Genomic DNA, 15,400 nt, shown 5'->3' with positions numbered 1-15,400 from the left:
CCAGAGCACGTCTCAATCACGTGTTCAGCGACAATACCAATGCCGACGCTTCCTATTCATTTTGCTGTAAGGGTGGCATCACGGCATCCATGAGTTCCAGATGCCCTTTTATCACCCCTTTTAAGGCAGTAAATTGCTGACTAATCTGTTTAAGGTCATTACTGCCCCCCTGTAACAGCATGACTTCCAATATTTTTTGTTGATCCAGTTGAATATGTAAGGAGCTGATCACCTGTTCTAAGAATTTTTGCTGTAAATCCAACAGTTGCATCCGCAACGGCATACAACTGGCGTCATAGAGCAAAGTCAGTGTTCCCACCATGACTGCATTTTGCTGTGCCTGTTCAGCAATTAAATGCTTGTTGATCATGTCGACAATTGCCTGAGAGCGACTCTCATAATGCTCTTCGACAATGGTTTGATCTAAGGCTTCAACCGTCTTTTCAGGGACGGTAATACTGATTCGAGTCAGTCTAGGACGCGCATTCATAACGATCAGACTACTGTTTAGGCAGCTGGGTTTGCTTTACATACAGACCTGCTCGGACGCTCAGTAAATTGGCAAAACAGTGTGCTGCAACTTTGAAATACTGAATTAGGATTGATTGCGTTTTCATAACCACCTCAGTCTTAGTAATACCAAATTTATAATTCGTAATATTTAATGCAGTATCTATGCCAGTTTTTTGGCCAAATAAAGTAGAAAAAACCGTGTGAATTGCTGAATAAATGCACATAAAAAAAGCCCAATGTTTCATCATAGGGCCTTTTCTGCATCATGAATTTAATCGTTATCCAGCAGGCGCAAGCGTGAATAATGCCTGTCCTGTTTTTACCGTTTGTGCTTTATCAATCAAGATACTGTCGACTTTCATTTTTGCAGGCGCAAGGATTGGAATTTCAATTTTCATTGCTTCAATTACCGCCAAGGTTTCACCTTCTTCGATAATATCCCCCACGGTACATTCAATTTTCCAGACCGAACCCGGCATATGTGACTCCACGATCATGCCACCGTTTGGAACTGTGATCTCTGAATCATCCAGTACCGCATCTAGACTTTCAGAAACATATTCCGCCAAACCCGCTTCATGCCAGCGACGGCGTTCCTCTTCAAAATTGCTTTGTTGAACCTGTTTAAAAGCCTGAATACTGCTTTCATTGTCTTTTAGAAAAGCATTGTAGTCTTTGAGATTCAGCACCCCTTCTTCGATCCGCAGTTGCAAACGTCCTGCTTTAAAGTCTTCCCGCATTTCCAACAGCTCAGATTCGGACACTTCATAGAAACGGATTTGGTCAAAGAATCTGAGCAACCACGGCTTGTGCGGTTCAAAATTCGGATTTTGACGATAACGGCTCCACACCTGTGTGGTACGTCCTACAAACTGATAGCCACCCGGCCCTTCCATGCCATAAACACACATATAAGCCCCACCAATTCCGACGGCGTTTTCAGGTGTCCATGTTCGAGCAGGATTATATTTGGTGGTGACTAGGCGATGTCTCGGGTCTAGCGGTGTCGCAACAGGTGCACCCAGATAGACATCACCTAAACCCATCACTAAATAAGCCGTGTCATAGACCACGTCTTTTACTGCTTGCTTCGATGCAAGACCATTAATACGGCGAATGAACTCGATATTATCTGGACACCACGGTGCATCTGGACGAACCAATTGCGTATATTTTTCGGTGGCAAGTTGGGTTTGTGAGTCTTCCCAAGCTAAGGGCAGATACACAGTTCTAGACGGTACCTGCATATGTTCAATATCAGGTAATTCACTTTCAGCCACTTGTAACAAGCGCAGTAAATCCAGTTGCTCCAAAGCCATTGAATCATAATGAATCTGCAATGAACGAATGCCCGGAGTCAGATCAATGATGCCCTGAATATTTTGTTGCTGCACCCATTGCATTAAGGCATGAATACGGAAACGTAAATTCAGATCTAAGACCAGTTCACCATATTCAACCAACAAATATTGGTTGCCTGCGGGGCGATAGCTCACTTTGGGTTTATCGGCACCCTGATCCAAAGTCGCCAACACGGCATTTTTTAAAGTGACAGGCTCTGCTTTGCACATCGGTTCAAAATTAATCTGTGATGCCGTTTCATTCTGTAAGGCCGATTGATAACGCTGTTCTAACTGTTGCGCCTGTGCATAACTGACAGGGATAAATCTGACTTTATCACCTGCTTTGAGTTGACCTAATTTCCATAACTCTGAGTTGATCACCACCGCAGGACAAACGAAGCCGCCTAAACTCGGACCATCAGGCCCTAAAATAATCGGCATATCCCCAGTGAAATCAATGGCACCAATCGCATAAGCATTATCATGGATATTCGATGGATGTAAGCCTGCTTCGCCGCCATCAATCCGTGCCCATTCAGGTTTCGGGCCAATCAAGCGAATACCGGTACGACTCGAGTTAAAGTGAATCTCCCAGTCTTGATCAAAAAACATGGCAACATCATTCGGCGTAAAGAAATCAGGTGCGCCATGCGGACCATACATGACCGCGATTTCCCATTCGGTTTTAAAACTTGGGATTTGCTCAGGTTTTAATGCAACTGTTTGCTCAACTTTCGCCTCAGTGATGGGCAACATATCACCGATCAGTAAGTTACGCCCTGCATGACCACCAAATTGCCCCAGAGTAAACGTGGCCAAACTGCCCAAATAAGCAGGCAGATTAAATCCATGTTTAATCCCAATATAACTACGGCAACCCGTACTGATACGACCGCATTTTAACACCTGACCTTTACGCACATTAATAGTTGACCACATCGCGACTGGCTGACCATCCAAACTGGCCTCCATCTCACCACCGGTGATGGCAATCTGACTATCACAATGAAATTTTAAGGTCGGTCCAAGTAAAGTACATTCTAGCCCCGAACTGTTGAACGTATTGCCCAACAATTGATTGGCAACATTCAAGCTCAATGCATCCATCGCACCTGAAGGCGGAACACCCACATCCCAATACCCTAAGCGACCTGTTACATCCTGCACTGCAGTTTGAATCCCTGCCTGTAACACCTCTATTTTCTGGGTTTTCCATTGAAACTGATTCAAGAAACGCGTGGTCTGTGAGCCTTGCCCAAATACCTCACCCGCAATAATTTCCTGTAGGTACTCGAGATTGGTTTCAATCCCTGCAATCTCCGTATTACTTAGGCTATTTTGCATAGCAACGATGGCCTGCTCTCGATCCGTTGCCGTCACAATAATTTTTGCAATCATCGGGTCATAGAATGAGGAAACATTTGAGCCAGTTTCGACCCAAGTTTCCACCCTTGACTGGGTGTCAAATTTAACGCTGGTCAATAAGCCCGCGCTGGGTTGAAAGTTCTTAATCGGATCTTCAGCATATAAACGCACTTGAATCGAATGACCTTTGGGCGGTGCAATCTGTTGCGGTGCTTGCCAATCCCCACTGGCCAAGCTCACCATCCATTCCACCAGATCAACGTCATACACCTGTTCCGTCACCCCATGTTCCACTTGCAAGCGTGTATTCACTTCCAGAAAGTAAAACTGTTGGGTGTCGGTATCCATCACAAATTCAACCGTACCCGCGGAACGATACTGCACCGACTGCATCAATTGAATGGCAACCTGTTGAATATACGTGCGTTGCGCATCATTCAAGTGCGGCGCAGGCGTTTCCTCAATCACTTTTTGATTACGGCGTTGTACCGAACAATCACGCTCACCCAGTGCAATGACATGGCCTTGACCATCTCCAAAAATCTGCACCTCAATATGACGGGCATTTTCGACAAACTTTTCCAGATACAGTCCTGCATCTTTAAAATTGGCTTGCGCCAGATAGGAAACGGTTTGATAGGCTTCTTTTAATTCCTGTTCATTCCAGACCAGACGCATGCCAATACCGCCACCGCCTGCGGTACTTTTCAGCATCACGGGATAGCCAATCTGATCGGCCTGAAACAGTGCATCATCCAAGTCATGGAGTAACTGACTGCCTGGTAGCAAGGGCACATGATTCTGAATCGCCAATGCTCGTGCGGTATGTTTTAGACCAAAATCACGCATTTGCTGTGAGCTTGGGCCAATAAAGGCAATCCCCTGTTGCTCGCACAGATCACAAAATTCGGCATTTTCTGATAAAAAACCATAACCCGGATGAATCGCTTCAGCCCCAGTGTGCTGTGCTGCAGCCAAAATTTTTTCAATATTTAAATAACTTTGCTGTGCAGGTGAATCACCGATAAAAATCGCTTCATCCGCTAAACTGACATGCAAGGAGTCCCGATCTGCTTCGGAATAGACCACAACCGATTGAATCCCAAGTTTTTTTAAGCTACGAATGACACGACAGGCAATCGCACCACGATTGGCAATGAGTACTTTTTTAAACATTATGCCACCTCACGCGTCACGTATAACAAGCTGGATTTTGGTCGGATTGTAGGCATTGCACGGATTATTCAATTGTGGACAGTTTGAAATCAGCACGATCAGATCCATTTCGGCCTTGATCTCGACATATTTACCCGCTGCCGAAACACCATCTTCAAACTTTAAATGGCCGTCTGCAGTCACGGGCACATTCATAAAAAAGTTAATATTGGGCCCAATATGACGGACATTGAGCTGATACTTTTTGGCGATCGGATGCTGTGCCAAGGCGTACATAAAATTATTACGGCAACTGTGCATCGGATATTTATCATGTGCATAACGGACCGTATTACTTTCACATGAACATGCCCCGCCTAAGGTGTCATGTCTGCCACAATTGTCATCGACAATGCGAGCAATTGGGCGGGCAAAATTACTAAATAAGGTCGTGCCTTTTTCCAAATAAAGCTGTTGATTTTGCGCCAAGGTATCGGTTGCGCTATAACGTTCTTCGGCGTTGTTGGCACTGATAAATAAGGTATCAACGGCTTGGTTGCCTTCCAGATCAATAATGCGGAAATACTGACCTTGTTTCACCTCACCCATCCATGCTTCACCTGCAAGGCAAATCTGGTCTAAAACAATCTGTTCAATTTTTGCTGATGCTGTCATTTTCTCACTCCCCACCTTAATTGGACAATGCGTAATAGCGTGTGTTATTGGCAAAACCACGCTGATTTTGCGCACATGAATCCCGACAAACATCCTGTTCAGTTAAGGCATTGGCTTTGAATAGGCGGAGTTGGATATCAGAAGGTTGGTATTGTGTGGATGAATCGAGTGGATGTGGTGCCGCAGAAAGAAAGACGAGACAATCCATTTCAAAGCGCAGTTCGATCTTTTGCTGTTGATTATCCACTGTGACATAGCTTAATCGCCCCTGATCATCGGGCTGGACTTTTGAAAATAAATTCACCGTCGCGCTCAAATCCGCTTGGCCTAGACCAAACTTGGTCAGTTCCACCAATAAACTATCCAAACCATTTCGATGCATATCATTACGCGCATCCTGAAAGTTTTTCTGGCCAAACTGTTGTGCAATGTGCTGTGCGGTACTTGGACCACAAAATACATCATTCCAGCCATGCTCATCTTGAATAATGGAGGCCATCACACGGCCCAGATCAGAATACAGAACATGCCCTGTCGAGAGAAAAGCCGTGTGTTGGGCTTTTAGACTATCCGGCATATTAAAGCGCTCGAACTTGTCATCTGCATTGACACAGAACAAAGATACATTGGCCTGACGCCCCAATGCTTCAAACTGTAAAACACCACCACGTTGAATGCGACCAGACCAGTGATGCCCACCCGGTAGTGTTTCTTGCCACAGTATTTTATTGTCGTGATAGAACGATTGATTCATAACAAACCTCTTGCGGATGCTTAACCTCGTTATGGCAATATGCCTGTCCTCCCGGGCTTTTATCCCTCCGTGTAGTTCTATCGAACCGTTATCTCTCGGACCAGTCATGCCTCCATACAGAGACATCGGAACCCTAGACAACTTTATCTAGGTTGTTATGAAGCAAAAGACATGCCAGATTAGTAATACGATTTTCAATATTCGTAATACCAAAAGGATCATTTTTAGCTTGTTCAGAGTGCACTTTTAAAAACAAAGCACCAATGTGAGGCTGTGAGATTAGAATGATTGATATTTTCAGGTTTTCTTTATCCATAAAAAAAGCGCCTTATGGCGCTTTTTTTAGCTATACAAATTAGTTTGCATAGACTGGGAATTTTGCACAAACAGCTTCTACTTTAGCTTTTACGTCAGCAATCACTTTCTCGTCACCTTTGCTGTCGATCACGTCAGCGATCCAACCTGCAAGTTCACGTACTTCAGCTTCACCGAAACCACGAGTTGTCACTGCTGGCGTACCAATACGGATACCAGAAGTTACGAACGGAGAACGTGGGTCATTTGGAACCGCATTTTTGTTTACAGTGATGTGTGCTGAGCCTAACCAAGCATCAACCTCTTTACCCGTTACGTCTTGTTTAATCAAAGACAATAAGAATAAATGGTTTTCTGTACCACCAGAAACAACATCATAACCACGTGAAATTAATACTTCAGCCATTGCTTGTGCATTTTTCACAACTTGTTGCTGGTAAGTTTTAAACTCATCAGACATGGCTTCTTTGAAACAGATTGCTTTAGCAGCAATCGCATGCATCAAAGGACCGCCTTGGTTGCCTGGGAATACAGCTGATTGAAGTTTCTTCTCGATTTCTTCATTTGCTTTAGCAAGGATTAGACCAGAACGTGGACCACGAAGTGTTTTATGCGTTGTTGTCGTTGTTACGTCTGCAATTTGCACTGGGTTCGGATAAACACCCGCAGCAACTAAACCAGCAACATGCGCCATATCAACAAAAAGGTATGCACCTACTTTGTCTGCGATGTCACGGAAACGCTGCCAATCAACGATTTGGCTATAAGCAGAGAAACCAGCAACAATCATACGTGGCTTGTGTTCCAACGCTAAACGCTCTACTTCTTCATAATCAATTTCGCCAGTTTCAGTATTTAAACCATACTGAACAGCATTATAGGTTTTACCAGAGAAACTTACTTTAGCACCGTGAGTCAAGTGACCACCGTGAGCCAAGCTCATACCAAGAACGGTATCACCTGGGTTAAGAAGCGCTAGGTAAACCGCAGAGTTTGCTTGTGAACCCGCATGTGGTTGAACGTTTGCATAGTCTGCACCGAACAACTCTTTTGCACGATCAATTGCAAGTTGTTCAATCACGTCCACATATTCACAACCGCCATAGTAGCGTTTGCCAGGATAGCCTTCTGCATATTTGTTGGTAAGTTTTGATCCTTGAGCTTCCATGACAGCTGGTGAGCAATAGTTTTCAGATGCGATTAACTCGATATGTGCTTCTTGGCGTACGCCTTCAGAAGCAATCGCTTGAGCTAATTCTGGATCAAATTCAGCAATAGAGATATTGGCAAACATTAGCGGAGGGTCCTATGAATTAGGGCTTTTAAGCCGTGCTAAAGATTGGTGCATATTGTAGCACGAAGTTTAGAGTTTCACAGATTGATATTTATTTAATTATTCGTGAATTTTATTCATTCTTACTCATGGTTTTAATAGATAAAAATCAACAAGCTATTTTTTATACATTTTTACATCTTAGAAGCTAAAATTGAAAAAAGCCCAATCTTCTCAAACAGAAAATTGGGCCGCTGCTCTCGTCTCTTAATTATTCGCCGGCATTGCTGCTTTCACATCATTCACAACATTGCCAATATTCAGGACATACGCCGTGCCATGATCCCATTCAGTATTGGTAATGTACTGGATTTTTGACCCTTTATTTTGTGCAGTTGATACCAACACATCCGTTGCAGCTTTAGGGACCGTTGTATCTTTCGCACCTTGATAAATCACCACTGGTTGATCCAATTTCACCTGAGCTGGCTGCGAATCAGTATCCAAGAACGTTTTTACCAATGGAACCGTCATAAAATTTGCTTGTGTCCGAGGATAATTCGCTAAACTGTTATTGTTTTTACTCGCATAATCTGTCATTTTATCAATAAATTTATTCTCAAGTGCATCATAACAATCTGATTCAGCTTGACTTGCTATGGTATCCGTTGGCGTCATAAAAACATTAGAATAACTAAAACTTGGATTAAGATTTCTTAATCCCGCCGTGATCAAGGCAGTAAAAGTATCTAGCTGTGCATACATCCCTATCTGTTGTGCAATTGGTGCATTTGCAACTGAGGCATTACCATTCACCAAAATTCCCCCTAGGTTAGAGGCAGGCGCAATAGCAACTGTCCCTTTATAATCCAGCTTAGCCCGACTTTGATATTGCGCTGCACCCAAAGCTGCTTGTCCGCCTTGAGAATGACCAACTGTCATCCATTGACGTGAAAGCAGTTTACCTTGTCCAGCTAAATAATATCGTGCAGCAACCACTGCATCGGTAATCGAATAGGCTTCACTTTTTACATTTAGGAATGGATGAAGTTCTCGCCCGCTTGGCTCTCCTAAACCTTCATAATCGGGTGCAACCACCACGTAACCTGCTGCCAGAAATTGGCTAATCATACTTTGAATGGCTGGATTAGTTGCATTGCGACTTGGCGCGCATTGATCTGCAACACCTGTGGTGCCATGTGCCCAAGCAACAATTTTCCAGCCGCCTGCAGGTGTTGGCCCACCAGGTACAAACAATAAACTGGTTGCCATGGTCTCTTTTCCATCCTGCCCCAACATCTTATAAGTCATGACTGAACTTTCAGCGGCCACGGCACTAAAGTCGGTCTTGGTATAGGCAACAGGAATACCCACCACAGGGTTTTTAATATTATTTTCTGGAATATCTGGCTTAGGTACAAACGAAATATTGTCATTATCGTCATTACAAGCTGTAAGCAACAAGCTTGAGCTAAGAAGTGCAACCGTTAATAATTTCATATTCATGTCATGTTTCCCTGATTATTATCATTTTCATTCTAAAGCTTAGTAATTATTTTACTAAGGCAATTAGTTACATAAGAATGCGCTTAATATCAAATTGTTCAAGTACTTTTTTATTTTGTTGCTTATTTATCCACTTTCTTAAAAATTTAAAGCCCCTCTCTCTCATTCAATACTGCTTGCCGTAAATTTCTTGTAAGATATCTCAGCACTCAATTCAAGCTAGGCGGCCTTTAAATGCAAGCAATCATCTTAGATACTGAAACACATACACTGAATGGTTTGCCAATTGAAATCGCCTATGCTCCAATTGAAATCGACAATGGAAAACTCAGTCTCGATAAAAAACAAATTTTTGACCAGCTTTATCAGGTTGGTCAACCAATTTCCTATGCAGCAATGGCTGTGCATCATATTTTAGAGTCTGATCTAATCGACCAACCTTTTTATAATGAGTTTCAGCTTCCTGCTGAAACAACTTATATCATTGGGCATAACGTTGACTACGATGTGGCCGCAATTGCGCGTTGTGGTGTCGACATCTCAAAATTAAAACCGATTTGCACCTTAGCTTTGGCTCGTCGTGTCTGGGAAGATGCTGAAGCGCATAATATTTCCGCCCTGATTTATTTGATTTCAAAAGGGAGCGATAAAGCACGAGAAATGTTGAAAGGCGCGCATCGTGCAGATGCTGACATTATCCTAACCGCCAACATCTTGATGCATATTATTCATCAACTCAACATTCAAAATATCGAACAACTTTATCTTGCTTCAGAAGAAGCGCGTATTCCTAAAAGTATTACTTTTGGCAAACATAAAGGTACAGCCATCCAAGACCTCCCTGCCGATTACATTCAATGGCTGATGCGGCAGGATGATCTTGACCCGTATTTACGCAAAGCTTTAGAGGCTAAACTCGTTAAATAAGGGATTATGTTCTCAGTTTTTAGATTATTTGCCGCTTACTTTAAACAAGGCGATGATATTTAATAATTTGTTAACATAATTGTCATTTTTTAACCTTATCTTAATCTCCGTCTAGATCTTGATTTGGGGGAGATTAAGAGATGTCACATTTTTTTAAAACTGAGCTTGGGCAAACTGCGTTACAAGAACGTAATATTGCATTAACAGCACGTCAACGTCGTCTATTGCTTTTAATTGATCATGAAGATTTTAAAGACCTTGATCAAGACTATAAAGAACGTATCGCACCCACTGAACTGGTTCAGCAACTCATTGATATGGGCCTGTTAGCTGAACAAGCTCCCCCTCAGGTTAAACAAGCAGACCTAGAACCGATACTAAAAAATAATGATCACAAAACTGTATCAACACCTGTTGTAGTACAACAAACCATTACGCCTGTACCAACACCCGTTGTCACTGAGCCAGTAATAGAACCTGAAATCATCGAGCTAGAAAAATTACCTTTTGTGGAAATCCAGCAAGTCATGATTCAAACACTCACGACCTATTGCGGTCTAATGGCCCGTCCACTCATCCAGAAAATTCAGTCAATTAGTTCGTTGCAACAACTTAAAGCTTGCCAAATGCAATGGACTACCTCTTTGCAAGAATCACGGATTCCGCCTGCTCAACTGAATCAAACGTTGAAATTAATTAATTATTCAGTGCAGCATTTATAGTTAGATGTGCAGAATCTTGATAAATCTAGAATAAAATTGATGTTTTAATAATCAAGAAGCACCTTTATTAGAAGGTATATATTTACCTGCCTGTGTTTTTTGCCTATGATGTGGCACGCATGCGCTCATAGCTCAACTGGATAGAGTACAGGTCTCCGAAGCCTGTGGCGTGGGTTCGAGTCCCGCTGAGCGCACCATTGCTTCTTCTTTTCTGCACTATTTCTCTTATTTTTATAATCGTTCTGTTTTTAACACGCCATAAACCTATTTTTCTACTTGGTTTATTTTTTCATATCGCTCAAAATACGCGTTCTATTTAACAACGTGAGACGTTTATGACTGATGCTTTGGTGTTGAGCGATTTGTCCAAAACCTATCGTAATGGTTTTCAGGCGTTAAAAGGAATTGATCTGACCGTTCCTGAAGGCGAATTCTATGCATTATTAGGGCCTAATGGTGCAGGCAAATCAACCACAATCAGTATCATTAGCTCTTTAACCAAAAAAACATCTGGTTCAGTTGAAATTTTTGGGCATAACTTAGATACCCATCCTTCACATGCAAAACAATGTCTTGGTGTTGTTCCACAAGAATTTAACTTTGGTCAATTCGAAAAAACCTTCGATATTTTAGTGACTCAAGCAGGCTATTACGGCATTCCTAAAAAACTGGCCGAACAACGCGCTGAACACTATTTAGAAAAACTCGGTTTGTGGGAAAAACGCAATATTCAATCACGTATGCTCTCAGGTGGTATGAAACGCCGCTTGATGATTGCACGTGCCATGATGCATGAACCTAAATTGTTGATCCTTGATGAGCCAACCGCAGGTGTCGATATCGAGCTACGTCGTTCAATGTGGGACTTCCTCACTGAAATGAATGAAAATGGCACGTCGATCATTCTGACAACACATTATTTAGAAGAAGCAGAAATGCTGTGTCGTCGCATCGCGATTATTGACCGTGGTGTAATTAAAGAAGATACCACCATGAAAGGTTTCCTCAATCAGCTAAATGAAGAATCATTTATCTGTGATTTAGCTGAGCCAATTGAAGCCTTTGACCTCAATATTATTGGTTTTAAATTTAATCTGATTGATCCTGTTACTTTAGAAGTCACGATGGATAAAGCACATAACATGAATGACTTATTCTTGTTATTACAGTCACAAAATATCCAAGTCAGCAGTATGCGTAATAAATCCAATCGCTTGGAAGAACTGTTTGTAAAAATGGTCGAAAAGAATCTTGCAGGAGCGGATCAATGAATTTCAGTCAATTACAAACCGCTCTCTGGACTTTAGTGGTTAAAGAAATTCGTCGCTTTATGCGGATTTGGCCACAAACCCTGCTCCCACCCGCCATCACCATGAGTTTGTACTTTGTGATTTTTGGCAATCTGGTTGGTTCACGTATCGGTGAGATGGGTGGCTTTAGCTACATGCAGTTTATTGTGCCCGGCTTGATTATGATGGCCGTGATTACCAACAGCTATGCCAACGTTTCATCAAGCTTCTTTAGTGCAAAATTTCAGAAAAGTATTGAAGAATTGATCATGAGCCCGGTACCTTTACATCTAATCCTATGGGGTTATGTCATTGGTGGTGTCAGCCGTGGCGTGTTGGTCGGCTTGATCGTCACGATAATGAGCCTGTTCTTTACCCATTTGGAAATTTATAATTTATTTGTGACCATATATACTGTCATTATTACTTCATTATTATTTTCACTTGGTGGTTTTATTAATGCCGTCTATGCCAAGTCCTTCGATGATATTTCAATTATCCCGACTTTCGTATTGACGCCACTCACCTATTTAGGTGGTGTGTTTTATGCCATTAGTGCACTCAGTCCATTTTGGCAAAACGTCTCTTTAGTTAATCCAATTGTATACATGGTTAATGCCTTCCGTTACGGTATTTTAGGACAGAGCGATGTCAACGTTGCCTTCTCTTTAGCTGTCGTGACGCTTTGTTGTGTTGTCCTCTATGCAATTGCCTATCATTTATTAGCTCGTGGTTCAGGAATGCGTGAATGAGTGTTGAACATTCTTTATTGGGTAAAGATACCCAATACCCTACTCAATATCAGCCAGATGTTTTATTTCCAATTGCGCGTGCCGAGTCTCGCCAACACTATGCGCATATTGAAGGTATTACTCAAGGCAAAGACTGGTGGCATGTTTTTGAAATTTCATGGCTAAATAGCCTTGGTTTGCCTCAAGTCGCCATTGGTCGCTTGACCTTACCTGCCAGTTCGCCCAACTTAATTGAATCAAAGTCACTTAAACTTTATTTCAATAGCATGAACTTCACTCAATTTGAGTCTAAAGAGGCTTTTATTGAAACCGTTGAACGTGATTTATCTCATGCTGCTGGCGCGAAAGTTGAGTTACAGCTTTTTCAAGTCGACGATTTAGAGATTTCCAAACCACAAGGAATCTGTATCGATGATCTGACTCCTGAACGTTTATCAGAACATCCTGACTCAAGCTTGCTGCAGTTAGATATAACTGCAGAAGATGAGGTTGAAATTGAGCTGTACTCACATTTATTAAGAAGTAATTGTCCTGTGACTGGTCAGCCAGACTGGGGCACTGTTTTTATTCGTTTGCAAGGTAAAAAGCCTTGTTATCGCAGCATTTTAGCTTATATTATCTCGTACCGTCAGCATAATGGTTTTCATGAACAATGTGTTGAGCAAATATTTGCAGATATCTGGCAACTGTTAAAACCAGAAAAGCTGATGGTCTATGCAACTTATACTCGCCGCGGGGGCTTGGATATTAACCCATGCCGAGTATCAGATTTGTCATGGATGCCCGAGCCAATTCGCTTGGCACGACAATAAAACGAATAAATTTGATATAGAGGACGTTCTTCAATGACCAGTTATTTCGGGATTCTTCCGTCAGCAAGTTTGAGCCAGGACATTCAACTTGCGCAAGCCAACCGTGACAGTAAAGAGCCTCAATACCCTTTACGTGACAAAATTTCTCTACAGCTAACTGATGAGTTAATTGACACTATGTTGGTTCACTTGGTTCAACAATTTCCACCAAGTGACAAACGAGATACAACCGAAGGTCTTGCAATTAAAATTCGTAGCATTGTTGAAACCTTAATGAAACAGCTACTGGGTAAAGCTTCTAATGAACAGGTGCTTGAATCTTTAGCCTTCATGGAAAAGAGCCTGTTTATTGATAATGATGGCAAACAACGTATTGGTACTGTGCTACCAGATAGCCTCGTAAACGATATGAAGAAGAGCTTTGCAGAAGTCGCTGCTGGAAACGGCAAAGAACAACGTGATGCTTTAACGCAACAGTTCAAATCCTTTGCTGATGCCTTAATTCACCACTTCATGACTGAATTCAATAAAACTCTTGGTCTGGGTATGGTGAAACGTGGTGTTGCGAGCGTAGCAACCAGTGGCGTAGAAACGGCTGTCCACATTGTCATTAAGAAATTGATCCCTAGCTTGAGCCAGGTTGAACTTGAAGTCTTTACCAAGCACTTCGACCAACTTTTGGTACAAAAATAAGCCAACCACGATCAGAAAGCGACGATTGCAAAATCGTCGCTTTTTTTATGCCAAAATAATCACCTCTAAATGTCACAATTTCTAAATTTACATTGTCTAAATCGGTGTTTATGTTAGCATTCGCGAAGCGTTGATTTACTTGATTTAGAATCGCATGTCTCCAAGCTCACAATACAAATTTTTGCGTCAAGCACCACGTGATGGCTTGAGTACCGCTAATCAACCCTCTCGTTGGCAACAACTTCACCTCGACCCTTGGCTGTGTCTATTTTTAGTTCTGAATGCCACACTCGGCTTAACTGTTCTCTATAGTGCATCGGCACAAGATGTTGGTCTTGTAAGTAAACAGGCCATCAGTTTTGCGATTGGATTCGGGGTCATGTTCGGTTTGGCTCAGATTCCTCCCAAAGTGTATCAGGCATTTTCACCTTACTTTTATGTATTCGGTGTATTGTGCCTGATTGCAGTGATGGTCTTTGGTGAAGTACGTATGGGTGCCCAGCGTTGGATTGATATTCCAGGCTTTGGTAGCGTACAACCCAGCGAGTTTATGAAAATTGGCATGCCAATGATGGTGGCTTGGTTTTTGTCACGCAAAGCACTACCTCCCAGCTTCCCACAAGTCATAATGTCTTTAATGTTGATTGTTGTTCCTTTTCTTTTAATTGCTGAACAACCCGACTTAGGCACTTCATTACTGGTACTTGCAAGTGGTATTTTTGTACTGTTCCTCAGTGGCCTCTCATGGAAGCTAATCGCGGGTGCTGTGGGTGTAGCAGGTGTTATTATTCCAATTGCATGGGAATTCTTGCTGCATGACTATCAACGTCAACGAGTCTTAACTTTATTCAATCCAGAAGCCGATGCACTCGGAACAGGTTGGAACATTATTCAATCTAAAACGGCGATTGGCTCGGGTGGTTTCTCAGGCAAAGGTTTTTTGGAGGGAACGCAATCCCACCTGCACTTTTTACCTGAAGGTCATACCGACTTTATTATTGCAGCCTATTCAGAAGAGTTCGGCTTGATTGGTGTTAGCCTGCTTATTCTTCTCTATTGTGCAATTATTTTTAGAACCTTCCAAATAGGCCTTCAAAGCTTCCATAACTATGGCCGTTTGGTTGCAGGTGCATTTGGTTTGTCCTTTTTTGTTTATGTATTTGTAAACGCAGGCATGGTCAGTGGTATTTTACCCGTAGTAGGTGTGCCTTTGCCGTTCATGAGTTATGGCGGAACTGCAATTATTACTCTTATGTCAACTTTTGGACTGGTTATGTCTATTCATACACATCGATAATGAGGAATT

At 42.3% G+C, this 15,400-nt stretch carries 14 protein-coding genes, 1 tRNA gene and 1 riboswitch; of the genes, 8 read left to right on the top strand and 7 right to left on the bottom strand.

The window, feature by feature from the left end:
• Positions 1-52: 52 nt before the first annotated feature.
• The 7 genes from Aba26S_RS00150 to Aba26S_RS00120 form a co-directional block, all read right to left on the bottom strand.
• Complete coding sequence (locus tag Aba26S_RS00150; RefSeq protein WP_043969677.1) at positions 53-490, bottom strand: CopG family ribbon-helix-helix protein; 438 nt, start codon at positions 488-490, stop codon at positions 53-55.
• Between the two features lie 301 nt (positions 491-791).
• Entirely contained in the window at positions 792-4,397 is a 3,606-nt protein-coding gene (uca, locus tag Aba26S_RS00145) for an urea carboxylase (RefSeq protein WP_043969675.1), read from the bottom strand.
• 9 nt (positions 4,398-4,406) lie between these two features.
• Entirely contained in the window at positions 4,407-5,051 is a 645-nt protein-coding gene (locus tag Aba26S_RS00140; protein ID WP_043969674.1) for an urea amidolyase associated protein UAAP2, read from the bottom strand.
• Positions 5,052-5,067: 16 nt separating this feature from the next.
• Positions 5,068-5,805, bottom strand: coding sequence for an urea amidolyase associated protein UAAP1 (locus Aba26S_RS00135; RefSeq protein ID WP_043969673.1), 738 nt, complete (start codon positions 5,803-5,805; stop codon positions 5,068-5,070).
• 46 nt (positions 5,806-5,851) lie between these two features.
• A riboswitch (guanidine-I (ykkC/yxkD leader) is annotated at positions 5,852-5,953 on the bottom strand.
• On the bottom strand, positions 5,939-6,121 hold the full coding sequence (locus Aba26S_RS00130) for a hypothetical protein (protein ID WP_043969672.1): 183 nt from the start codon (positions 6,119-6,121) through the stop codon (positions 5,939-5,941). (Overlaps the previous riboswitch by 15 nt.)
• Before the next feature lie 39 nt (positions 6,122-6,160).
• Complete coding sequence (glyA, locus tag Aba26S_RS00125) at positions 6,161-7,414, bottom strand: serine hydroxymethyltransferase (RefSeq protein ID WP_005241997.1); 1,254 nt, start codon at positions 7,412-7,414, stop codon at positions 6,161-6,163.
• A gap of 246 nt (positions 7,415-7,660) precedes the next feature.
• A complete protein-coding gene (locus tag Aba26S_RS00120) occupies positions 7,661-8,899 on the bottom strand; it encodes an alpha/beta fold hydrolase (protein WP_043969671.1) in 1,239 nt (412 codons plus the stop codon).
• 234 nt (positions 8,900-9,133) lie between these two features.
• Between Aba26S_RS00120 and Aba26S_RS00115 the strand changes: the two genes are divergently transcribed.
• The 8 genes from Aba26S_RS00115 to rodA all read left to right on the top strand — a co-directional run bounded on the left by Aba26S_RS00115 (position 9,134) and on the right by rodA (position 15,391).
• Positions 9,134-9,826 (top strand): putative quorum-sensing-regulated virulence factor, encoded by a 693-nt coding sequence (locus Aba26S_RS00115; protein ID WP_043969670.1) that lies wholly within the window; start codon positions 9,134-9,136, stop codon positions 9,824-9,826.
• Between the two features lie 140 nt (positions 9,827-9,966).
• On the top strand, positions 9,967-10,548 hold the full coding sequence (locus tag Aba26S_RS00110) for a hypothetical protein (RefSeq protein ID WP_043969669.1): 582 nt from the start codon (positions 9,967-9,969) through the stop codon (positions 10,546-10,548).
• A gap of 121 nt (positions 10,549-10,669) precedes the next feature.
• Positions 10,670-10,745 (top strand) — tRNA-Arg (locus tag Aba26S_RS00105).
• 138 nt (positions 10,746-10,883) lie between these two features.
• A complete protein-coding gene (locus Aba26S_RS00100) occupies positions 10,884-11,819 on the top strand; it encodes an ABC transporter ATP-binding protein (RefSeq protein ID WP_005242001.1) in 936 nt (311 codons plus the stop codon).
• Positions 11,816-12,589, top strand: coding sequence for an ABC transporter permease (locus Aba26S_RS00095; RefSeq protein ID WP_043969668.1), 774 nt, complete (start codon positions 11,816-11,818; stop codon positions 12,587-12,589). Before Aba26S_RS00100 ends, Aba26S_RS00095 begins: the two co-directional genes overlap by 4 nt.
• The gene (gene queF / locus Aba26S_RS00090; protein WP_005242004.1) at positions 12,586-13,401 is read left to right on the top strand and encodes an NADPH-dependent 7-cyano-7-deazaguanine reductase QueF; all 816 of its coding nucleotides are present in this window, start codon (positions 12,586-12,588) and stop codon (positions 13,399-13,401) included. The genes Aba26S_RS00095 and queF overlap by 4 nt, the downstream gene beginning before the upstream one ends.
• Positions 13,402-13,434: 33 nt before the next feature.
• Complete coding sequence (locus Aba26S_RS00085) at positions 13,435-14,094, top strand: hypothetical protein (RefSeq protein ID WP_005242005.1); 660 nt, start codon at positions 13,435-13,437, stop codon at positions 14,092-14,094.
• Positions 14,095-14,248: 154 nt separating this feature from the next.
• The gene (gene rodA / locus Aba26S_RS00080) at positions 14,249-15,391 is read left to right on the top strand and encodes a rod shape-determining protein RodA (protein ID WP_005242006.1); all 1,143 of its coding nucleotides are present in this window, start codon (positions 14,249-14,251) and stop codon (positions 15,389-15,391) included.
• Positions 15,392-15,400 lie beyond the last annotated feature (9 nt).

It is taken from the genome of Acinetobacter sp. NBRC 110496, assembly GCF_000876115.1.
Taxonomy (GTDB): domain Bacteria; phylum Pseudomonadota; class Gammaproteobacteria; order Pseudomonadales; family Moraxellaceae; genus Acinetobacter.
The sequence above is the reverse complement of the archived record's forward strand: the minus strand, read 5'-3'. Positions and strand labels throughout refer to the sequence as shown.